The organism is Aureimonas psammosilenae (assembly GCF_009176975.1).
GTDB lineage: Bacteria > Pseudomonadota > Alphaproteobacteria > Rhizobiales > Rhizobiaceae > Plantimonas > Plantimonas psammosilenae.
In genome coordinates this window covers 38,490-58,316 of sequence record NZ_WEZG01000015.1, presented here as the reverse complement: position 1 = coordinate 58,316, position 19,827 = coordinate 38,490, and the positions used below count along the sequence as shown (strand labels likewise).

At 64.9% G+C, this 19,827-nt stretch carries 22 protein-coding genes and 1 pseudogene; 15 read left to right on the top strand and 8 right to left on the bottom strand.

The window, feature by feature from the left end; translation table 11 throughout:
• Positions 1–29: 29 nt before the first annotated feature.
• The 10 genes and pseudogenes from purS (at position 30) to F9929_RS20715 (ending at position 6,858) form a co-directional block, all read left to right on the top strand.
• Entirely contained in the window at positions 30–272 is a 243-nt protein-coding gene (gene purS / locus F9929_RS20755; protein WP_152048464.1) for a phosphoribosylformylglycinamidine synthase subunit PurS, read from the top strand.
• A gap of 13 nt (positions 273–285) precedes the next feature.
• A complete protein-coding gene (purQ, locus tag F9929_RS20750) occupies positions 286–966 on the top strand; it encodes a phosphoribosylformylglycinamidine synthase subunit PurQ (RefSeq protein WP_152048463.1) in 681 nt (226 codons plus the stop codon).
• Positions 963–1,364, top strand: a complete 402-nt coding sequence (locus F9929_RS20745; RefSeq protein WP_152048462.1) for a hypothetical protein — start codon at positions 963–965, stop codon at positions 1,362–1,364. Before purQ ends, F9929_RS20745 begins: the two co-directional genes overlap by 4 nt.
• Entirely contained in the window at positions 1,352–1,759 is a 408-nt protein-coding gene (locus tag F9929_RS20740) for a hypothetical protein (RefSeq protein ID WP_152048461.1), read from the top strand. Before F9929_RS20745 ends, F9929_RS20740 begins: the two co-directional genes overlap by 13 nt.
• Positions 1,760–1,781: 22 nt before the next feature.
• Positions 1,782–4,004 (top strand): phosphoribosylformylglycinamidine synthase subunit PurL, encoded by a 2,223-nt coding sequence (gene purL, locus F9929_RS20735; RefSeq protein ID WP_152048460.1) that lies wholly within the window; start codon positions 1,782–1,784, stop codon positions 4,002–4,004.
• A 59-nt stretch (positions 4,005–4,063) separates the two neighbouring features.
• Complete coding sequence (locus tag F9929_RS20730) at positions 4,064–4,261, top strand: hypothetical protein (RefSeq protein WP_152048459.1); 198 nt, start codon at positions 4,064–4,066, stop codon at positions 4,259–4,261.
• Positions 4,262–4,263: 2 nt separating this feature from the next.
• A pseudogene (locus tag F9929_RS24565) lies at positions 4,264–4,557 on the top strand (type II toxin-antitoxin system death-on-curing family toxin); the annotation flags it as partial.
• Positions 4,558–4,731: 174 nt separating this feature from the next.
• Positions 4,732–4,968: a BolA family protein gene (locus tag F9929_RS24560; RefSeq protein WP_235919488.1), complete on the top strand. Its 237-nt coding sequence runs from the start codon at positions 4,732–4,734 to the stop codon at positions 4,966–4,968.
• A gap of 82 nt (positions 4,969–5,050) precedes the next feature.
• Positions 5,051–5,389, top strand: a complete 339-nt coding sequence (gene grxD / locus F9929_RS20720) for a Grx4 family monothiol glutaredoxin (protein ID WP_152048457.1) — start codon at positions 5,051–5,053, stop codon at positions 5,387–5,389.
• A gap of 191 nt (positions 5,390–5,580) precedes the next feature.
• The gene (locus F9929_RS20715) at positions 5,581–6,858 is read left to right on the top strand and encodes a multidrug effflux MFS transporter (protein ID WP_152048456.1); all 1,278 of its coding nucleotides are present in this window, start codon (positions 5,581–5,583) and stop codon (positions 6,856–6,858) included.
• A 7-nt stretch (positions 6,859–6,865) separates the two neighbouring features.
• Here F9929_RS20715 and F9929_RS20710 read toward each other — a convergent pair whose 3' ends face one another.
• The 4 genes from F9929_RS20710 to F9929_RS20695 form a co-directional block, all read right to left on the bottom strand.
• The gene (locus F9929_RS20710; RefSeq protein ID WP_152048455.1) at positions 6,866–7,690 is read right to left on the bottom strand and encodes an inositol monophosphatase family protein; all 825 of its coding nucleotides are present in this window, start codon (positions 7,688–7,690) and stop codon (positions 6,866–6,868) included.
• A complete protein-coding gene (gene ttcA, locus F9929_RS20705) occupies positions 7,687–8,565 on the bottom strand; it encodes a tRNA 2-thiocytidine(32) synthetase TtcA (RefSeq protein ID WP_152048454.1) in 879 nt (292 codons plus the stop codon). Before ttcA ends, F9929_RS20710 begins: the two co-directional genes overlap by 4 nt.
• Before the next feature lie 101 nt (positions 8,566–8,666).
• A complete protein-coding gene (rpsD, locus tag F9929_RS20700) occupies positions 8,667–9,284 on the bottom strand; it encodes a 30S ribosomal protein S4 (protein ID WP_152048453.1) in 618 nt (205 codons plus the stop codon).
• Between the two features lie 217 nt (positions 9,285–9,501).
• The gene (locus F9929_RS20695; RefSeq protein WP_150969019.1) at positions 9,502–9,660 is read right to left on the bottom strand and encodes a YqaE/Pmp3 family membrane protein; all 159 of its coding nucleotides are present in this window, start codon (positions 9,658–9,660) and stop codon (positions 9,502–9,504) included.
• A gap of 100 nt (positions 9,661–9,760) precedes the next feature.
• On the opposite strand from F9929_RS20695, the gene F9929_RS20690 reads away from it, so the two are divergent.
• On the top strand, positions 9,761–10,270 hold the full coding sequence (locus F9929_RS20690) for a hypothetical protein (RefSeq protein ID WP_152048452.1): 510 nt from the start codon (positions 9,761–9,763) through the stop codon (positions 10,268–10,270).
• A 3-nt stretch (positions 10,271–10,273) separates the two neighbouring features.
• Here the strand turns inward: F9929_RS20690 and murI are convergent, their stop codons facing one another.
• Together murI and F9929_RS20680 are read right to left on the bottom strand one after the other, a co-directional pair.
• Positions 10,274–11,038 carry a glutamate racemase gene (gene murI / locus F9929_RS20685; RefSeq protein ID WP_152048538.1) on the bottom strand — a complete coding sequence of 255 codons (765 nt, stop codon included), beginning with the start codon at positions 11,036–11,038 and terminating at the stop codon, positions 10,274–10,276.
• 23 nt (positions 11,039–11,061) lie between these two features.
• The gene (locus F9929_RS20680) at positions 11,062–11,841 is read right to left on the bottom strand and encodes an RNA methyltransferase (protein ID WP_152048451.1); all 780 of its coding nucleotides are present in this window, start codon (positions 11,839–11,841) and stop codon (positions 11,062–11,064) included.
• A gap of 126 nt (positions 11,842–11,967) precedes the next feature.
• Here F9929_RS20680 and F9929_RS20675 point away from each other — a divergent pair, with 126 nt between their 5' ends.
• Together F9929_RS20675 and F9929_RS20670 are read left to right on the top strand one after the other, a co-directional pair.
• The gene (locus F9929_RS20675; protein ID WP_152048450.1) at positions 11,968–13,182 is read left to right on the top strand and encodes an NADP-dependent isocitrate dehydrogenase; all 1,215 of its coding nucleotides are present in this window, start codon (positions 11,968–11,970) and stop codon (positions 13,180–13,182) included.
• A gap of 158 nt (positions 13,183–13,340) precedes the next feature.
• On the top strand, positions 13,341–13,724 hold the full coding sequence (locus F9929_RS20670) for a PRC-barrel domain-containing protein (RefSeq protein ID WP_152048449.1): 384 nt from the start codon (positions 13,341–13,343) through the stop codon (positions 13,722–13,724).
• Between the two features lie 57 nt (positions 13,725–13,781).
• On the opposite strand, the gene alaS is transcribed toward F9929_RS20670, so the two are convergent.
• Both alaS and recA read right to left on the bottom strand, forming a co-directional pair.
• Positions 13,782–16,457, bottom strand: coding sequence for an alanine--tRNA ligase (gene alaS, locus F9929_RS20665; RefSeq protein WP_152048448.1), 2,676 nt, complete (start codon positions 16,455–16,457; stop codon positions 13,782–13,784).
• A gap of 213 nt (positions 16,458–16,670) precedes the next feature.
• On the bottom strand, positions 16,671–17,741 hold the full coding sequence (gene recA / locus F9929_RS20660; RefSeq protein WP_152048447.1) for a recombinase RecA: 1,071 nt from the start codon (positions 17,739–17,741) through the stop codon (positions 16,671–16,673).
• Between the two features lie 159 nt (positions 17,742–17,900).
• Here recA and F9929_RS20655 point away from each other — a divergent pair, with 159 nt between their 5' ends.
• Both F9929_RS20655 and F9929_RS20650 read left to right on the top strand, forming a co-directional pair.
• Positions 17,901–18,887 (top strand): PfkB family carbohydrate kinase, encoded by a 987-nt coding sequence (locus tag F9929_RS20655; protein ID WP_152048446.1) that lies wholly within the window; start codon positions 17,901–17,903, stop codon positions 18,885–18,887.
• A complete protein-coding gene (locus tag F9929_RS20650) occupies positions 18,884–19,825 on the top strand; it encodes a pseudouridine-5'-phosphate glycosidase (protein WP_152048445.1) in 942 nt (313 codons plus the stop codon). Before F9929_RS20655 ends, F9929_RS20650 begins: the two co-directional genes overlap by 4 nt.
• The last annotated feature ends 2 nt before the right edge of the window (positions 19,826–19,827 follow it).

Here is a 19,827-nt window from a genome sequence, read left to right as displayed (position 1 = left end):
CTCGTCTACTCGCGGGACAGGCATATCAAGTGATCAAGGCGCGCATCGTCGTCACGCTGAAGAACGGCGTTCTCGACCCTCAGGGCAAGGCAATCGAGGGTGCTCTCGGCACCCTCGGCTTCGCCGGCGTCGGCTCAGTCCGGCAGGGCAAGGTGTTCGACGTCGAAGTGGACGGCGACGACCGTGAAAAAGCCAAGGCCGACCTGTCCTTCATGTGCGACAAGCTCCTCGCCAATACGGTGATCGAGAATTATTCTGTCGAGATCGTCTGACGGGACGTTTCCAATGAAAACCGCCGTCGTTCTTCTTCCGGGCCTCAACCGCGACCGCGACATGATCGCGGCCTTGCGCACCATCTCCGGCCAGGAGCCCGTCACCGTCTGGCAGACGGATACCGCCGTGCCGGATGTCGATCTGATCGTCGTGCCGGGCGGCTTTTCTTATGGCGACTATCTGCGCTGCGGCGCCATCGCCGCCCGCTCGCCGGTGATGCGCGCCGTGGCCGAACAGGCGGCACGCGGTGTCTCTGTGCTCGGCGTCTGCAACGGTTTCCAGATTCTTTGCGAGGCCGGCCTCCTGCCAGGCGCTCTGATGATGAACACGAGCCTGCGTTTCGTGTGCCGCGAAGTGAAGCTCGAAGTGGTCAACGCCTCGACGCGCTTCACCTCCGCCTACGCACAAGGGCAGGTCATCCGCTGCCCCGTCGCCCATCACGAAGGCAACTATTTCGCGGAAGACGCCACCATCGAGCGGCTTCATGGCGAGAACCGCGTCGTGTTCCGCTATGCCGAGGGCACGAACCCGAACGGCGCGGTGCGCGACATCGCAGGCATCATCAACGAGAACGGCAACGTGCTTGGAATGATGCCGCACCCCGAGAACCTGATCGAGCCGGAACATGGCGGGACTGACGGGCGCGGCATCTTCGAAAGCGCGCTCGGAATGGTGAAGGGTCTGGCGGCGTGAGGGCGTCCGCGGTCCTGGCGCTGGGTTCGCTCGCCCTTCTCGCCTCAGCCTGCTCCACGGCGCGGCAGGCGCCGGTGGTGAACCCCGTTCGCAAGCAGTCCGCACTGGACCGCATGGAGCGCGTGACGCTTGCTGCCAACCGCTGCTGGTTCAAGTCGGGCGATCCGGCCTTCGCCCGCTACAGCCTCGCGCCGGAATTGTCCTCGTTCTCGGGCCGTCCGCGCTTTCTGCTCGTGCCGAAGGGCCGGCCGGAAGCCAAGCCGCTTCTCGTCGTGGAAGGGCGCGACGGCTCGGCGGAAATTCTGACCTATGGTCCGGTGATGGATTCGGGCCTCGGCTCCCGCGTCGGCGCCGATATCCGTCGATGGAATGGCGGGGCGGCGGGATGTTCCGCCTGAGGCCGCTGGCGCTGGCCATCGCGGCGCTGCTTCCGCTGTCCTCAGGCTGCGTTTGGGCGAGCGGAACCGTTGAGACTTTCGAATGGCGTGCCGAGCCGGTCTCGACCGCGCCCGCCGAGCCGGCCTTGAGTCCGACGGAAATCCGCTACGCCCGGGATACGGCGGTCAGCGTGTTTCGTCGCCGAGGCGCCGAACGCACGGTCGGCTTCGTCCGTTCGGATGCGGAAGGCCACGCCTTGTGCCTTCGCTCGGGCAAGGACTACGCGCTTCTCGTCTTCGCGCGGCGCGTCTTCGAGGAAGCGATCAGCCAAGCCGCCGACGACAACACGATCCTGCGATCCGCCACTGCGACGGCCGTCTGCCGCGAGCGCGGCCGACGCTGGGTCGCGACCTGAAAATCATCTGAAGAGTTCGCTCATGTCCGCCATCGCCATCACGCCGGAGCTCGTCGCCGCCCACGGTCTGAAGCCGGACGAATACGAGCGCATCCTCGGCCTCATCGGACGCGAGCCGACGATCGTGGAACTCGGCATCTTCTCGGCGATGTGGAACGAGCACTGTTCCTACAAGTCGTCCAAGCGCTGGCTGCGCACGCTGCCGACGAAGGGCAGCCGGGTGATCCAGGGGCCCGGCGAGAATGCCGGCGTCGTGGATATCGGCGACGGCCTCTGCGTCATCTTCAAGATGGAGAGCCATAACCACCCCTCCTATATCGAGCCCTACCAAGGCGCGGCGACGGGCGTCGGCGGCATCCTGCGCGACGTCTTCACCATGGGCGCGCGCCCCATCGCGGCGATGAACGCGCTGCGCTTCGGCGCGCCGGATCATCCGAAAACCCGCCATCTGGTCGCGGGGGTCGTTGCCGGTGTCGGCGGCTACGGCAACTCCTTCGGCGTGCCGACCGTCGGCGGCGAGGTGAACTTCCACCCGCGCTACAACGGCAACTGCCTCGTCAACGCCTTCGCAGCCGGCCTCGCCCGCACCGACTCGGTGTTCTACTCGAAAGCCGAAGGCGTCGGCCTGCCGGTGGTTTATCTCGGCGCGAAGACGGGACGCGACGGCGTCGGCGGCGCGACCATGGCCTCGGCGGAGTTCGACGAGAAGATCGAGGAAAAGCGCCCGACCGTGCAGGTCGGCGACCCCTTCACCGAGAAGTGCCTGCTCGAAGCCTGCCTCGAACTCATGCAGACGGGCGCGGTCGTCGCGATCCAGGACATGGGCGCGGCCGGCCTCACCTGCTCGGCGGTCGAGATGGGCGCGAAAGGCGATCTCGGCATCGAACTCGATCTCGACAAGGTGCCGGCGCGCGAGGCGCACATGAGCCCCTACGAGATGATGCTGTCGGAAAGCCAGGAGCGCATGCTCATGGTGCTGCGCCCGGAGAAGCATGCCGAGGCCGAGGCGATCTTCGTGAAATGGGGCCTCGACTTCGCCGTCTGTGGCCGCACCACCGACGACCTGCGCTTCCGCATCCTCTTCGAGGGGGTGGAGGTAGCGAACCTTCCCATCAAGGAGCTCGGCGACGAAGCGCCGGAATACGACCGCCCGTGGATCGAGCCGAAACCGGCGAAGGCCGTTCACGCCGCCGATCTCGCCGAGCCCACGGACTATGGTGCGACGCTTCTGAAGATCATGGGCTCGCCCGACATCGCCTCCCGGCGCTGGGTGTTCGAGCAATACGACACGCTGATCCAGGGTAACTCGCTGCAGCGCCCGGGCGGTGATGCCGGCGTGGTGCGCGTCGATGGTCACGCCACCAAGGCGCTCGCCTTCACCAGCGACGTGACGCCGCGCTATTGCGAGGCCAATCCCTATCAGGGCGGTTTGCAGGCCGTGGCGGAAGCCTGGCGCAACCTCACCGCCGTCGGGGCCGAGCCGATCGCCGCCACCGACAACCTGAACTTCGGCAACCCTGAAAAGCCGAACGTGATGGGCATGTTCGTCAAGGCCGTGGAAGGCATCGGCGAAGCCTGCCGCGCGCTCGACTTCCCGATCGTGTCCGGCAACGTGTCGCTCTACAACGAGACGCAGGGCACCGCGATCCTCCCGACGCCCACCATCGGCGGCGTCGGGCTGATCGAGGACCGCACCCGGACGGCGCGGATCGGCGGCATGAAAGAGGGCGACACGCTCGTTCTCGTGGGCACCGATGGATCGCATCTGGGTAGCACCATCTATCTGCGCGAGATCGAAGGCCGCGAGGATGGCGATGCGCCGCGCGTCGATCTCGACGCGGAAAAGCGCCATGGCGATTTCGTCCGCTCCCTCATCCGCTCCGGCGAGGTCGTCGCCTGCCACGACCTGTCGGATGGCGGCTTGGCTGTCTGCCTCGCCGAGATGTGCATCGCCTCCGGCCTCGGCGCAGAAGTGGACGTGGGCGAAGGTGCCGGCCATGCCCTCCTCTTCGGCGAGGATCAGGCGCGCTACGTGGTCGCGATTGGGGCCGATAACGCCGCGGGCGTCCTGTCGCGCGCGGAGAGCCTCGGCGTTCCGGCGCGACAACTCGGAACCGTCGCGGGAACGTCGCTCGTCGTGGCCGGCCGGCTCTCGGTTTCCGTCCAAGACCTCACCGTCGCGCACGAAAGCTGGTTCCCAACCTATATGTCCGGAGAAGTCGCAACCGGCACTGCAGCCGGCTGAGGTTTGGACGTTCGATGCCAGAGGCATATATCAGTCCGAAGCTCGCAGGAGCCTCGGACATGACCATGGAACGCGATCAATATTCGAGACATACCGACAACGGCGATCATCGGCAGTCCAGCGACGAGACTCCGAACGATTCGACACCGGAGGTGAACTCGATCGATCATCGGCATGCGTCGATGGAAGACTCCATGAACCTCCTTGAAACGATCATGAACGAACGCTCAGAGGTTTTTCGCAAACTGGCGCAGTAGCGATGACGTTCATTCTTCCAAGCAAGGAAGTCGTCCTCGCCGCGCATCGCCGACAGATCGAGCGATTCGGCAGGTTGCCCGGCATCCGCGACGAGGGATTGCTCACCTCAGCCCCGGCACGTCCGGAGAACGTGTTGGCCTATGGGGGAAGCGATGTCACGCTTTGGCAAACCGCTGCATCACTCGGGTTTGGACTCGCGAAGAATCATCCCTTCTTTGATGGCAATAAGCGCACGTCGCTTGCGGCAACCTACCTTGTCGTCCGACAGAACGGTTACGACATCGTCTCGAACGACGATCAGCTCTTTCGAACCGACAAAGTCTCGCTGCAGGCGAGATCGGTGAAGACGCGCTCTCGGTGTGGATCGAAACGAATGCGAAGCCGATCGCGCGTTGATCACCGGCTGCGCGCTCCCTACTATCCTTCAAACGAGCCGGGCATACCGGACTTGCATATGCGGAGGACCGTCATGCCCATGAACGCCCACGACATCGAGACCATGATCAAGCAGGGCATTCCCGATGCCGTGGTCTCGATCCGAGATCTGGCCGGCGACGGCGATCACTACGCTGCCGAGGTCGTCTCGGAGAGCTTTCGAGGCAAGAGCCGGGTGCAGCAGCATCAGATGGTCTATCAGGCGCTTCAGGGCAACATGGGCGGCGCACTCCACGCCCTCGCGCTCCAGACCAGCGCGCCCAAACCCTGAGCCCCTTCAATCCCGTCCCTCGAAGTCGTATCTAGGGACGGACCCCAGCCCCAACGCCAGGGCGGAACACAGGACAGAACCGATGAGCGGCATCAACGAGTGGATCGACAACGAGGTGAAAACGAACGACGTCGTTCTCTTCATGAAAGGCACGCCGGCTTTTCCGCAATGCGGCTTCTCGGGTCAGGTCGTCCAGATCCTCGACTACGTCGGCGTCGACTACAAGGGCATCAACGTCCTGTCGTCGGATGAGCTGCGCCAGGGCATCAAGGGTTATTCGGATTGGCCGACCATTCCCCAGCTCTACGTGAAGGGCGAGTTCGTCGGCGGCTGCGACATCGTGAAGGAGATGTTCCAGGCCGAAGAACTGAAGGACTTCCTCGCCGAGAAGGGCGTCGCGTTGGCGCCGGCTGCGGCCTGAATCGACGTCAGTCTGCGATAACGAAAAGGCCCGCGACCCGCTCGCGGGCTTTTTCGTTTCTGAGCAATCCGGTCGCGCTTCGTTGCTTCGCGACGCCATGAAGTGATCGACCGGCGACGGCTAAAGCCGCGGCCATCCTTGCAAATGGCGGATCGACAGGTATCTCTGCGCGCAAGCCGAAAGGATTGCCTATGTCCGTCGCGTCTCGCCCCAGCGCAGCGCAGCGCCTGCCCTATTGGGAATTCGTCACCATCGTCGCCTCGCTCATGGCCCTCAACGCCGCGGCGATCGACATCCTGATACCAGCCCTTCAGCAGATCGGCGCGACGCTTGGCGTGGCGACGGAGAACGAGCGGCAACTGGCGATCAGCTCCTATGTCCTCGGTTTCGGCGCGGCGCAGATCGTCTACGGTCCGCTGTCGGATCGCTTCGGCCGGCGGCCGATCCTGTTCGTGGGTCTCGCGATCTATACGGCCGCTTCGATCGGCGCGGCCTTTTCGCCGACCTTCGGCACGCTTCTCTTCTTCCGAGCCGTGCAGGGCATCGGCGCAGCCGCGACGCGCGTGCTGGCCGTTTCCATCGTGCGCGACTGCTTCGGCGGCGCGCGCATGGCCAGCGTCATGTCGCTGATCATGATGGTGTTCATGACGATCCCGGTGATCGCGCCCAATATCGGGGTCGCGATCATGACCTTCGGAAGCTGGCAGGAAATCTTCATCCTGAACGGGCTGTTCGCCGCCCTGGTGACGCTCTGGGCCTATCTGCGCCTGCCTGAAACGCTGCATCCGGAGGATCGACGGGACCTGACGCCGCGGCGCACGATCGAGGCCTTCCGCATCGTTCTCACCAACCGCCGCACGCTCGGCTATTCGGTCGCCACCGCCTTCATTCTCGGCGGGCTGTTCGGCTTCATCAATCAGGCCGAGCAGATCTATACGCAGGTCTTCGGCATCGGGCCGCTCTTCACGCTCTACTTCTCGGCCTCGGCGCTTTTCATGGCGGCCGCGTCGCTGACGAATTCGCGGCTCGTGGAGCGTCTCGGCATGCGTCGCCTTTCGCACGGCGCGCTGTGTATCTTCGTAGTGCTTTCCGCCCTTCAGTTCCTTGTGACCCTGGTGTTCGGAACGCCGCCATTCGGCGTCTTCCTCGTTCTCACCATCCTGTCGTTCGGCATGTTCGGCTTCATCTTCACGAACTTCAACGCGCTGGCGCTGGACCCGCTCGGCCATGTCGCGGGAACGGCATCCTCCGTGCTCGGCTGCGTGCAGACGCTCGGGGGCGGCCTGCTCGGCGCGCTGATCGGGCACTTCTACGACGGCTCGGTGACGCCGCTCTTCGGCGGCTTCCTGGTTCTGTCGCTCGGCGCGCTGCTTTGCGTGGTCTGGGCGGAAGGCGGGCGGCTTTTCGCGCGGCCGGGCGAAAGCCACGATCATATGGCAGAGGCCGAGGCGCAGGCCCCGGCCGAATGAGGGACGATCAGGCGTCGGCGAAGAGCGCCTGATCGAGAGCCTTCCAGCTCGACTCGTCGGTGGCGACCAAAAGGCCGCCATCGACATGGCTCGGCAGATAGGCCGAACCATCGAGCCGACGAACCGCCCCGCCTCCTTCCGAGACGATCAGCGCGCCGGCGAGGTGGTCCCAGGGCATGAGGTTGCCGAAGAACAGGAAATGGACGCTTCCCGTCGCCATCGCCCAATATTCGAAGATCGCGCAGCGGTAGTTGGCCACGAGCCGGACCTTGGCGAGATTGGAGAAGATGGCGCGTCGACGCTCCTTGGCGAAGTAGCTGACGCCGCCCGCACCGATCATCTCGTCTAAGGGAACGGCAGGCGCGAGAGCGATACGCGAGCGCTCGCCCTTGCGGTCCATGAAGGCCCCCGCCCCGTGTTCGGCGAGGAGAAAGTCGCCGCCGAAGGGGTCGAACAGAATGCCGCCGACGGTGCGTCCCTTCGATACGACGGAGGCCATGACGCCGAAAGCGGGTAAGCCGGCTGCAAAGTTCGCGGTGCCGTCGATCGGGTCTACGACGATCGCGAGATCCGCATCGGCGAGTTTTGCCAGAAGCGCCTTATCGGCCGCGACCGACTCCTCGCCGATGAACAACGCATCCGGAAAATGCTCGGCGCAGCGCGCCTTGATGAAGCGCTCCGCCGCTTCGTCGGCTTCCGTCACGAGATCGATGGCGGAGGTCTTCTCGCGGATGTCGTCGGCGCCGAGGCTGCGATAGCGGGGCATGATCTCACGCGCAGCAGCGTCGCGCAGAATGCCGGCAAGCGTTTCGATATCGACGGATGCTGTCACGATGCTGGGTCCTGTCTCGGCTGAAGGGCGGCGAAATCGAAAAGCGATGGGTCGAGGAGGTGTCCGGGCCGCACGTTGGACAGGGCGCGGATCATCGTCTCCTTGCGGCCAGGAAAGCGGGCTTCCATTTCGCCCAGCATGGTCTTCACGACGTTGCGCTGGAGCCCGTCCTGACTGCCGCAAAGATCGCAAGGGATGATCGGGAAGGCCATCGCGGCGGAGAACCGCGCGATGTCGTCTTCCGCCGAGCGGATCAGCGGGCGCAGCACGAGGATGTCGCCCTCGTCGTTCAGAAGCTTCGGCGGCATGGCGGAAAGCCGGCCGCCCTGAAGCATGTTCATGAAGAAGGTTTCGAGGCAATCCTCGCGGTGATGGCCGAGCACCAGCGCCTCGCAGCCTTCCTCGCGCGCGATGCGGTAGAGGTTGCCGCGTCGAAGCCGCGAACAAAGCGAGCAATAGGTGGCGCCCGTCGGCACCTTTTCCTTCACCACCGAATAGGTGTCGCGATACTCGATCCGGTGCGCAATGGAATGGCGGGTGAGGAAATCGGGCAGGACGTGCTTCGGAAAGTTCGGCTGCCCTTGGTCGAGATTGCAGGCCAGGATGTCGACCGGCAGGGAGCCGCGCCATTTGAGATCGAGAAGAATGGCGAGAAGGGCGTAGGAATCCTTGCCGCCGGAAATGCCCACCAGCCAGCGCGCGCCGGGCCGCGCCATGGCGCAGGCTTCGACCGTTTCCCGCACCTGCCGAACGAGACGCTTGCGCAGCTTGCGGAACGCGACCGATTTGGGCGCATCGCGAAACAGCGGGTGCGCAGCCCCGTCGTCTTCCGCCTCGATGGCTTCCGGTTCGTTCTCAGCGACCCTGTCCAGCATGGTCCCTCCTTCGGCTGAGGGCATACAAAGCCCGCGCCGCAAAAGCAAAAGGCCGCCCTTTCGAGCGGCCTTCGATCAGGTCGATATTCGGCGCCGAAGAATCAGCGCGAATAGAACTCGACGACGAGGTTCGGTTCCATCTGCACCGGGTACGGCACGTCCGACAGGCCCGGAATGCGCTGGAAGGTGGCGACCATCTTGTTGTGATCCGCCTCGATGTAGTCGGGCACGTCGCGCTCGGCGAGCTGCGTCGCCTCGATCACGGCCACGAGCTGCTTCGACTTCTGGCGCACCTCGATGACGTCGCCGGCCTTGCAGCGGAACGAACCGATATTGGTGCGAACGCCGTTCACGTTCACATGGCCGTGGTTCACGAACTGACGGGCCGCGAAGATGGTCGGCACGAACTTCGCGCGATAGATGATCGCGTCCAGACGGCTTTCCAGGAGGCCGATCAGGTTCTCAGAGGTGTCGCCCTTGCGGCGGGACGCTTCCTCGTAGACCTTGCGGAACTGCTTCTCGGAGACGTCGCCGTAATAGCCCTTCAGCTTCTGCTTGGCACGAAGCTGCAGGCCGAAGTCGGAAACCTTGCCCTTGCGGCGCTGGCCGTGCTGGCCGGGGCCGTACTGGCGGCGGTTCACCGGGGACTTCGGACGACCCCAGATGTTCTCGCCCATGCGGCGATCGATTTTGTACTTGGACTCTGCGCGCTTTGTCATCGCATTTCCTCAAAACGAAACACCCGGACGGAGCCGATCCGACCGGGCCGGGAAACGCGCCCTCCTCTGCCCGCGCTGTGGCGGACTGACAGAACGACGGACACGAGAGACCGTCATCCACGGGACACGTTGAAACGGCCGCGCCTTGCGGCACGACCGTTGGCAGGTCTCTACGGCAATCGAGCGGAAGCTGTCAACCGGCCCGGAGCCTTGCGGATCAATACTTTCCGATTACCCAGACCGCGTGGATGACGCCCGGGAGCCAGCCGCAAAGAGTGAGAAGCAGGTTGATCCAGAAGTGCTTGCCGAGCCCGACCTGGGTGAAAACCGCGACCGGCGGAAGAAAGATCGCGATGACGATGCGGATGAGATCCATCGAAGCTCCGTTGGTCGTGAAACCGACTTGTTGCGCTCCAAGGCGAACGCATCCCCGTCCACGGCGTTCCGATCGGAACCCAACGCCCGAACGGATTGCGATGCGTCAGATCCCCTTCCTCGTCGCCGGCCTTTGCGGGCTGGTCCTTTCCACACCGAGCGCTCGCGCGGATGCAAGCTTTCTCCAGCGCTTCGACGGCTCGTGGCGAGGCGCCGGCCAGATCCAGCGCGACGTCGATGCGTCGCCGCGCAAGGTCACGTGCCGGGTCGAGGGCAGCCGCCCCTCCGCCAACCGCGTCTCCATCGACGGCACCTGCCGGGCAGCCGTGATCGTCACCCGCAAGATCGGCGCCGATATCCGCTACGATCCCGCGACGCGGCGCTTTACCGGCACCTATACGGGCTCGACCAAGGGCCCGGCGCAGGTGGCAGGCACCCAGCGCGGCGACGCCCTCGTTTTGACGATCACCTATGCCGTGCCGATCTATGGCGACCGCAACGCCACGATGACGATCCGCAATGCCGGCAATGGCCGCTTCTCCATGGTCGTGACGGACAAGGTGGACGGCGCGGACAAGGAAACGTCGAACGTCACCTTCAACCAGGGCTGACGGTCAGACCACCAGACCGAAGCCCTGCATCAACCGCCGGGACACCGGCTCGATCCTGCCGGACGTGAAAACGGCTTTATCGGGAAGGCGCGGTGCGTCCTCCACCGTTGCCGGATCGAGCAGCGACATCGCCCGCCGCGCGATCGCCTCGGCAGGATCGAGCCAGTCTACCGGCCAGGGGGCGACCTTGCGCATCCGATTCGCCAGAAACGGGTAGTGCGTGCAGGCCAGAACGACGATGTCGGTGCGCCGTCCGTCCTCCTCCACGAAGCAGGGCTCGATTTCGGATCGGACGATTTCTTCGTCTATGAACCCACTACGCATATAGGCTTCGGCAAGGGCAGCGAGCCGGACGCTGCCGACAAGCCGAACCTCGACCTTGGAAGCCCATTGTTGGATAAGGTCACGGGTGTACTGCCGCTTTACGGTTCCGGGTGTCGCAAGCACTGACACGAGGCCGGAGCGCGTCCGCTCGGCAGCAGGCTTGATGGCTGGAACAGTACCGACGAACGGCATCGCCGGATAAGCCTTACGAAGATCGGCGAGGACAAGCGTCGAGGCGGTATTGCAGGGAATGACGCATAGAACCGGCTGATGATCGCTGATCAGTCGGCCGAAGAGGTCGACTATCCGAGCGCGAAGTCCTTCCTCTTCCCAATCGCCGTAGGGAAAAGCAGCGTCGTCCGCGACATACACGAAGCGACGATCGGGCATAAGGACACGAGCCTCTCGTAGCACCGTCAAACCGCCGATACCGCTATCAAACATTAGGACAGGCTGATCGGCTGCGCTCACGACTCGTCCTTGTTCAGCTTCAGTTCCACATGCTTCAGGACGCCGTGGAGCGCGTGGACTTCCATGCGGTTGAAGTTCGCCTTGGTCAGCGTGGTGCGCAGCTTTTCCGACAAGGCCACCTTGCGCTCCGGCGGACGGAAGTAGCCGAGACGGTCGAGCAGCCCCTCGGCATGGTCGAGAAGCCGATGGAGATCGCCCTTCTCCGCCGGCTCGGCCTCGGCCGGCGCGAAGCGCGGCGCTTCCTCCGCTCCTTCCTCGCCGCCGGACTGCATCCATTCGTAGCTCATCAAAAGCACCGCCTGCGCGATGTTGAGCGAGGCGAAGGCCGGGTTCACCGGAAAGGTCACGATCTCGTCGGCCAAGCCCACTTCCTCGTTCGACAGGCCGAAGCGCTCGCGCCCGAACAGGATGCCGGCGGGCTGGCCGGCGGAGATGCGGGTTCGAAGCGCGGCGCTCGCGGCCTTCGGGCCCCGCACCGGCTTCACGCTGTCGCGCGGTCGGGCGGTCGTCGCCAGAAGCCATGTCAGGTCGGCCACCGCGTCGCGCACCGTGTCGTAGACCCTGGCGGCATCGATCACATGATCGGCGCGGGACGCTGCCGCCCGCGCCTTCTCGTTCGGCCAGCCGTCGCGCGGGGCGACGAGGCGCAGGTCCGACAGGCCGAAATTGGCCATGGCCCGCGCCACCATGCCGATATTCTCGCCGAGTTGCGGCTCCACCAGCACGATGGCCGGTCCACCGGCGAGGGTTTCTACTGTGCGGTCGGTTCCTGCCAAGGCGGTTCTCCTTCACCTGTTCCGATAGCGTCTACGGAAGCTGCGGCCAAGTCCGGCATGCGCCTTTGCGCTTGAGGGAGGCGATGCTATAGCCGCCCCATCCTGAACGCCCACGAGGAAGCAATTATGGCGAAGATCAAGGTCCAAAACCCGGTCGTGGAGCTCGACGGCGACGAGATGACCCGGATCATCTGGCAGGCGATCAAGGACAAGCTGATCCATCCCTATCTCGACGTCGATCTGGAATATTACGACCTCGGCATGGAGCATCGCGACGCCACCGACGATCAGGTGACGATCGACGCCGCCAACGCCATCGCCCGCCACGGCGTCGGCGTGAAATGCGCCACCATCACGCCGGACGAAGCCCGCGTGCAGGAATTCGGCCTGAAGAAGATGTGGAAGTCGCCGAACGGCACGATCCGCAACATCCTCGGCGGCGTCATCTTCCGTGAGCCGATCGTCATGAAGAACGTGCCGCGCCTCGTTCCCGGCTGGACGCAGCCGATCGTCGTCGGCCGCCATGCCTTCGGCGACCAGTACCGCGCGACCGACTTCAAGTTCCCCGGCAAGGGCACCCTGTCGATCAAGTTCGTCGGCGAGGACGGCCAGACGATCGAGCACGAGGTCTACAAGGCACCGGGCGCCGGTGTCGCGCTCGCCATGTACAATCTCGACGAATCGATCCGCGAGTTCGCCCGCGCGTCCTTCGCCTACGGCCTCCTGCGCAACTACCCGGTCTACCTGTCCACCAAGAACACGATCCTGAAGGCCTATGACGGCCGCTTCAAGGACATCTTCCAGGAAGTCTTCGACGCCGAGTTCAAGGCCGAGTTCGACAGCCGGAAGCTCACCTACGAGCACCGCCTGATCGACGACATGGTGGCTTCCGCGTTGAAGTGGTCCGGCGGCTATGTCTGGGCCTGCAAGAACTACGACGGCGACGTGCAGTCCGACATCGTGGCGCAGGGATTCGGCTCGCTCGGCCTGATGACCTCCGTTCTCATGACCCCGGACGGCCAGACCGTGGAAGCGGAAGCCGCGCACGGCACCGTGACGCGCCACTACCGCCAGCACCAGAAGGGCCAGGAGACCTCCACCAACTCCATCGCCTCCATCTTCGCCTGGACGCGCGGCCTCGCGCACCGCGCCAAGCTCGACAACAACGACGATCTGAAGAACTTCTCGGCGGCGCTTGAGCGCGTCTGCATCCAGACCGTCGAGGCCGGCGACATGACCAAGGATCTCGCCCTCCTGATCGGACCGGATCAGCGCTGGCAGTCCACCACGGGCTTCCTCGACAAGATCGACGAGAACCTGAAGAAGGAGATGGCGGCCTGAGGGCCGACCAGCTTCGCTGAATGGAACAAGCCCGGCCATCGCGCCGGGCTTTTTCTTTGGTCGCCTTGTCGGCAACGATTCTCCTTGAACCGTTACGTTTGCCGGAAACGGGAAGGCGGTTCCCGAGTTAAGGCCGGAGAACGCTCAAGGAGAAGAGAATGTCCGGTTACGTTTCGCGACGCCTCGGTTGCCTCGCCATCGCCTTCGGCGCCCTGACGGGTGCTGCCAATGCGCAAACGGCGGTTCGCCTCGTGGAGGTGCCCGACGGAACGCTCATGGCGCCTTGGAACATGACCGTCGACGGCGTGAAGGACCTCATTGTCGTCGGCGCGAACGGGCAGAAGATCGGCGAGGTGGAGGAAGTGATCGGCACCGATCCCACGACGCCAACCGCCCTCGTCGTGGATTTCGAGGACGGCGCGGGCTTCGGCGACCGCGACGATGTCGCCATTCCGCTGGATCGCTTCCAGATGGCGCAAGGCGGCGCGCTTCTCACATCGAGCGCGGCCGAAGTCGCCACGCTGCCGCGCTGGGACGACTGACCGCCCCAAACGAAACCGGGGGCAGAAGCCCCCGGAACATTTTCGGAATGACCGAAGTCAGGCAGCCACGGATTGGCTGCCGAGCGCCTTCTCCACGGCGTCGATCGCTGCGCCCGCATTGGCGGCATCCGGGCCGCCGGCCTGCGCCATGTCCGGACGCCCGCCCCCGCCCTTGCCGCCGATGGCTTCCGACGCGGCACGAACGAGATCGACCGCGTTGAACCGGTCTGTCAGGTCGGGCGTGACGCCGACGACGATGCTGGCCTTCCCGTCCGCGACGCCCGCGAAAACGACGACGCCCGTGCCGAGCGAGCCCTTGGCTTCGTCCACGAGACCCTTCAGGTCCTTGGCCGAAACACCTTCCAATACACGCCCGAGGAACGACACGCCGCCGACCTCTCGCGCGGTCGATCCGCCGGACTGTCCGGCGCCGTCGCCGGCGAGCGCCAGCTTCTTGCGAAGCTCCGTGACTTCGCGTTCGAGCTTGCGGCGCTCGTCCACCAAGCCTTCCACGCGGTCGCCGATTTCGGCAGGCGTTGTCTTCAGCGCGGCGGCGACGCGGCGAACGCGCGCATCCTGCTCCTGAAGGTAGCTGCGGGCGCCCTCGCCCGTCAGCGCCTCGATACGACGCACGCCCGCGCCGACCGCGCTTTCCGACAGGATGTGAACCAAGCCGATATCGCCGGTGGCCCGCGCATGGGTGCCGCCGCAAAGCTCGATGGAATAGGCGGCCTTCCCACCCGATTCCTTCGCTCCGCCCATGGAAACGACGCGCACCTCGTCGCCGTACTTCTCACCGAACAAGGCCATCGCGCCGAGCGCGATGGCATCGTCCACCGCCATCAGCCGCGTCGTGATGCCGGCATTCTCCAGAATGAGGTCGTTGGCCATCGCTTCCACGCGGGAAAGTTCGGCCGCGTCCATGGGCTTGGGATGCGAGAAGTCGAAGCGCAGCCGATCGGGCGACACCATCGAGCCCTTCTGCGCGACGTGGGTTCCCAGCACCTCGCGCAGACCTTCGTGCAGGAGATGGGTGGCGGAATGGTTGGCGCGAATCTTCGATCGCCGATCGCCATCCACGACGAGTTCCAGCGCCGCGCCGACCTTCAGCACGCCTTCCGAAACCCGGCCGCGGTGGATGAAGAGCCCGTTCGCCACCTTCTGCGTATCGCTCACCTCGAAGCGCACGCCCTCGCCCGACATCGTGCCCGTATCGCCGACCTGGCCGCCGGACTCGCCATAGAACGGCGTCTGATTCACGACCACCGACACTTCATCGCCGGCTTTCGCTTCCTTCAGCTCGCCGCCGTCCTTCACGATGGTGCGGACCTCGCCTTCCGCCCGCTCGGTCTCGTAACCGAGGAACTCCGTCGCGCCCTCGCGCTCGCGGATCTCGAACCAAACGGTATCGGCGGCCTTCTCACCCGAACCGGCCCAGCTCGCCCGCGCTTCCGCCTTTTGACGGTTCATGGCATCGGTGAAGCCGGACAGATCGACGCTGATATCGCGCTGGCGCAGGGCATCCTGCGTGAGGTCCAGCGGGAAGCCGTAGGTGTCGTAGAGCTTGAACGCCGTTTCGCCGTCCAGCATGTCGCCGGCCGACATCGTCTCGGTCGCGGTTCCAAGCAGAGCGAGACCTCGATCCAGCGTGGTCAGGAAGCGCTTTTCCTCCAGCTTGATCGTCTCGGTCGTCAGCGCCTCGGCGCGCGCGAGTTCGGGATACGCGCGGCCCATCTCGGCGATCAGGGTCGGCAGGAGCTTGTAGATCACCGGGTCCCGCGCACCCAGCAACTTCGCATGGCGCATGGCGCGGCGCATGATGCGGCGAAGCACGTAGCCGCGCCCCTCGTTGGACGGCAACACGCCATCGGCGATCAGGAAGGCGGTGGCGCGCAGATGGTCGGCGATGACGCGATGGCTCGCTCGCGCATCCCCTTCCGCCTTCGAGCCGATCACGTCCTCGATGGCGGCGATGAGCGTGCGGAAGAGATCGGTGTCGTAGTTCGAATGAACGCCCTGCAGGATCGCTGCCATGCGCTCCAGGCCCATGCCGGTGTCGATCGACGGACGCGGCAGCGGAACGCGCTGGCCGGGCGCCTGCTGCTCGAACTGCATGAAAACGAGGTTCCAGAATTCCAGAAACCGGTCGCCGTCTTCCTCCGCGCTGCCGGGTGGGCCGCCCCAGACCGATTCGCCCTGGTCGTAGAAGATTTCCGAGCAAGGACCGCAGGGGCCGGTATCCCCCATCTGCCAGAAATTGTCCGAGGTCGGAATGCGGATGATGCGATCGTCGGAAAAGCCGGCGATCTTCTTCCAAAGCGTCGCGGCTTCCTCGTCCTCGGAATAAACGGTGACGAGAAGGCGCGACTTGTCGAGCCCGAACTCGCCGGTGACGAGGTTCCAGGCGTGGTTGATCGCCTCTTCCTTGAAATAATCGCCGAAGGAGAAGTTGCCGAGCATCTCGAAGAAGGTGTGATGCCGGGCGGTATAGCCGACATTGTCGAGATCGTTGTGCTTGCCGCCGGCCCGAACCACCTTCTGGGCCGTGGTGGCGCGGCTATAGGGGCGCTTTTCCAGACCGGTGAAGACGTTCTTGAACTGCACCATGCCGGCGTTGGTGAACATCAGCGTCGGGTCGTTGCGCGGCACGAGCGGCGACGAAGCGACGGGCTCGTGGCCGTTCGCGGCGAAGTAGTTCAGAAACGTCGACCGGATGTCGTTGACGCCGCTCATCGCAAGCCTTTCGAGATGTGGTTCGACGGCGGCGACCGATACGACGCCCTCCGCATGTTGCGCGCGCGGACCTCCGTGACGGAAGCCGCACGCCTTTCAAGCGCCGGGTTTTAACGATGCCGGCAAAACCTGTCCATCACGTGCGGCAAAACGAAAACGCCGCCTCGCGAGGACGCGGGCGGCGTTCGATGCTGGAGCGCAGTAGCGCGATGCTTATTCGCCGTCGTCCTCAGCCCCGCCGGTATCGGTCAGAAGCTGCTCGGCCAGAAGCCCGGCATTCTGGCGGATCGCCGCCTCGATCTCCGCCGATGCCTCGGGGTTGTCGCGAAGGAACTGCTTGGAATTCTCGCGGCCCTGACCGAGACGCTGCGAATTGTAGGAGAACCAGGCACCCGACTTCTCCACGATGCCGGCCTTCACGCCGAGATCGATCAATTCGCCGAGCTTCGACACGCCTTCGCCGTACATGATGTCGAACTCGACCTGCTTGAAGGGCGGCGCGAGCTTGTTCTTCACCACTTTCACGCGGGTCTGGTTGCCCGTGACCTCGTCGCGCTCCTTGATCGCGCCGGTGCGGCGGATGTCGAGGCGAACGGAGGCGTAGAACTTCAGCGCGTTGCCGCCCGTCGTGGTTTCAGGCGAGCCGTACATCACGCCGATCTTCATGCGGATCTGGTTGATGAAGATCACCATGCACTTCGACTTGCTGATCGAGCCGGTGAGCTTGCGCAGCGCCTGGCTCATCAAACGAGCCTGCATGCCCGGCAGCGATTCGCCCATCTCGCCTTCGATTTCGGCGCGCGGGGTGAGCGCGGCGACCGAATCGATCACCAGAACGTCGATTGCGCCGGAGCGCACGAGCGTGTCCACGATTTCCAGAGCCTGCTCGCCCGTGTCGGGCTGCGAGATCAGAAGGTCGTCCAGATCGACGCCGAGCTTGCGGGCATAGACCGGATCGAGCGCGTGCTCGGCATCCACGAAGGCGCAAACGCCGCCCTTCTTCTGGGCTTCGGCCACCGTGTGGAGGGCGAGGGTCGTCTTGCCCGACGATTCCGGCCCGTAGATCTCCACGATACGGCCCTTGGGCAGGCCGCCGATGCCGAGTGCGATGTCGAGACCGAGCGATCCGGTCGACACCGTTTCGATGTCCAGCTTCTCGGTTGCACCGAGCCGCATGATGGAGCCCTTGCCGAACGCCCTCTCGATCTGCGAAAGCGCGGCATCGAGTGCCTTGGTCTTGTCCACGGAATTTTCCTCGACGAGGCGAAGCGTCTTCTGCGCCATATGAGCCACCTTATTCCATCAGTTGGAGTCCGGTGCAATCGCACCGTCGATGCAGTTTATGTACTCTTTTTGTTCTCATATCGCAAGGTGCGAGACGCGCTTGCACGCGAATCTCTCAAGTGATTCGGCTGCGCTCCTGCACCCGGGGATGCTTGTGACATGGTGAACGCGCGATCTCTCGAAAGGTCACCGCGCTTCTTCGTGGCCGGTGCCGCTCACATGGACCGCCGAGGACGCTCGGACGGCGCCTTCGCGCTTGGCGCTTCCAATCCCGGCCGCTTCATCGAGACGCCGGGCGGCGCGATGCTGAACGCGGTGCGCGCCCTGCGCCGACTGGACGCGCCGGTGCGGTTCGTTTCCGCGCGCGGCGGTGATCGCGATGGGATCGCGGTCACGGACATGCTGGCGGAACTCGGAGTCGAGGATCTGGCCATGACGTGGCTGGATCGCCAGACGCCGACCTATACTGCGCTTCTCGACGACCGGGGCGATCTCGTCGGCGGCTTGGCGGATATGAAGCTCTACGATCTGATGCAGCCCCGCGTCTTTCGCCGACGCCATCTGCGGGAGGCTTTGGCCGAGAGCGATGCCCTGATGCTGGACGCGAACCTTCCCGCCACCGCCATCGAAACCCTGGCAAAAGCGGCCGGCGAGCGGCCCGTCACGGCGATTGCGGTCTCACCGGCCAAAGTCGGGCGCCTGCGCAACGCCCTGCCCCGGCTCGCCGCCGTGTTTATGTCGCGCGCCGAAGCCGCCAGCCTTTGCGGGATGGACGGCGCGGCACCGGTGGAAGCGCTTGTCGGCTCGTTGCGCGAACTCGGCTGCCGCCGGGCCGCCATCACGGATGGGGCCGGCGCGGCGGCGATCTTCGACGGGTCGGCCCTCACCTTGCAAGCGCCGCCGCCTGTCCGCTCGGTTCACGATGTCACCGGCGCGGGCGATACGCTGGCGGCGGTCGCAAGCCTTGCCTTGGCGCGTGGCGCGTCCTTTGCGGAAGCGGTGCGCCATGGCATGGCGGCGGCAAGCCTCCACATCTCGACCCGATTGGGCGAGAACGGCGCGAGCCTGGAAGAGATCGAGCGACTGGCCGCGACCATGCCCGCGCCGGCCTTGAGCATTCCCGAAACAACGGACGAGAACTCATGACCCATCCCGGCTTCACGCCCTCCGCCCCCGTCGCCGACGCTTTGTCCTCAGAGCGGCCGGTAGTCGCGCTCGAATCGACCATCATCACGCATGGCATGCCCTTCCCGCAGAATGTGGAGACCGCCCGGGCGGTGGAGGCCATCGTGCGGGAGGAAGGGGCGGAGCCCGCGACCATCGCGGTTCTGGACGGCCAGTTGCGCGTCGGTCTGAACGAGGACGATCTCGAACGGCTGGCGCAGGCAAAGGACGTAATGAAGCTGTCGCGCGCCGATCTCGCCTATGCCGTCGCAGCCAAGCGCACGGGCTCCACAACCGTTGCAGCGACCATGATCGCGGCCCATCTCGCCGGCATCCGGGTTTTCGCCACGGGCGGCATCGGCGGCGTCCATCGGGGTGCCGAGTCCAGCTTCGACATTTCCGCCGATCTGGACGAACTCGCCCGCACGCCGGTGATCGTCGTTTCCGCCGGCGCCAAGGCCATCCTCGACCTGCCGAAGACGATGGAAGTTCTGGAAACCAAAGGCGTGCCGGTGGTCGGCCTCGGAACGGACGAGCTTCCGGCCTTCTGGTCGCGCCGTTCGGGCATCCCCGCCCCGCTGCGACTCGATTCTCCGGAAGCCATCGCCGCCTTCCAGCGCACCCGCGAGGAACTCGGCATCGGCGGCGGAATGCTGATCGGCAACCCGGTGCCGAGCGAGGACGAACTCCGCCAAGAAACCGTCGCCGTCTGGATCGATACGGCGTTGCGGGAAGCGGGCGAGAAGCGGATCATCGGCAAGGCGGTGACGCCGTTCCTGCTTCAGCGCTTGTTCGAGCTCAGCGAAGGGCGATCGCTCGCCACCAACATCGCCCTCGTCAGAAACAACGTGCGCGTGGCTTCGCGAATCGCCGTATCTTTGGCCAACGCGGACCTCGCGCAGGCGCTTTCGGCCCGCTGAAG

Bases quoted from the DNA above. Each gene is read 5' to 3' on its own strand.
- purQ (WP_152048463.1), top strand. From the start codon at position 286: ATGAAAACCGCCGTCGTTCTTCTTCCGGGCCTCAACCGCGACCGCGAC.
- F9929_RS20740 (WP_152048461.1), top strand. From the start codon at position 1,352: ATGTTCCGCCTGAGGCCGCTGGCGCTGGCCATCGCGGCGCTGCTTCCG.
- purL (WP_152048460.1), top strand. From the start codon at position 1,782: ATGTCCGCCATCGCCATCACGCCGGAGCTCGTCGCCGCCCACGGTCTG.
- F9929_RS20730 (WP_152048459.1), top strand. From the start codon at position 4,064: ATGACCATGGAACGCGATCAATATTCGAGACATACCGACAACGGCGAT.
- F9929_RS24560 (WP_235919488.1), top strand. From the start codon at position 4,732: ATGCCCATGAACGCCCACGACATCGAGACCATGATCAAGCAGGGCATT.
- grxD (WP_152048457.1), top strand. From the start codon at position 5,051: ATGAGCGGCATCAACGAGTGGATCGACAACGAGGTGAAAACGAACGAC.
- F9929_RS20715 (WP_152048456.1), top strand. From the start codon at position 5,581: ATGTCCGTCGCGTCTCGCCCCAGCGCAGCGCAGCGCCTGCCCTATTGG.
- ttcA (WP_152048454.1), bottom strand. From the start codon at position 8,565: ATGCTGGACAGGGTCGCTGAGAACGAACCGGAAGCCATCGAGGCGGAA.
- rpsD (WP_152048453.1), bottom strand. From the start codon at position 9,284: ATGACAAAGCGCGCAGAGTCCAAGTACAAAATCGATCGCCGCATGGGC.
- F9929_RS20695 (WP_150969019.1), bottom strand. From the start codon at position 9,660: ATGGATCTCATCCGCATCGTCATCGCGATCTTTCTTCCGCCGGTCGCG.
- F9929_RS20690 (WP_152048452.1), top strand. From the start codon at position 9,761: ATGCGTCAGATCCCCTTCCTCGTCGCCGGCCTTTGCGGGCTGGTCCTT.
- murI (WP_152048538.1), bottom strand. From the start codon at position 11,038: ATGTTTGATAGCGGTATCGGCGGTTTGACGGTGCTACGAGAGGCTCGT.
- F9929_RS20675 (WP_152048450.1), top strand. From the start codon at position 11,968: ATGGCGAAGATCAAGGTCCAAAACCCGGTCGTGGAGCTCGACGGCGAC.
- F9929_RS20670 (WP_152048449.1), top strand. From the start codon at position 13,341: ATGTCCGGTTACGTTTCGCGACGCCTCGGTTGCCTCGCCATCGCCTTC.
- alaS (WP_152048448.1), bottom strand. From the start codon at position 16,457: ATGAGCGGCGTCAACGACATCCGGTCGACGTTTCTGAACTACTTCGCC.
- recA (WP_152048447.1), bottom strand. From the start codon at position 17,741: ATGGCGCAGAAGACGCTTCGCCTCGTCGAGGAAAATTCCGTGGACAAG.
- F9929_RS20655 (WP_152048446.1), top strand. From the start codon at position 17,901: ATGGTGAACGCGCGATCTCTCGAAAGGTCACCGCGCTTCTTCGTGGCC.
- F9929_RS20650 (WP_152048445.1), top strand. From the start codon at position 18,884: ATGACCCATCCCGGCTTCACGCCCTCCGCCCCCGTCGCCGACGCTTTG.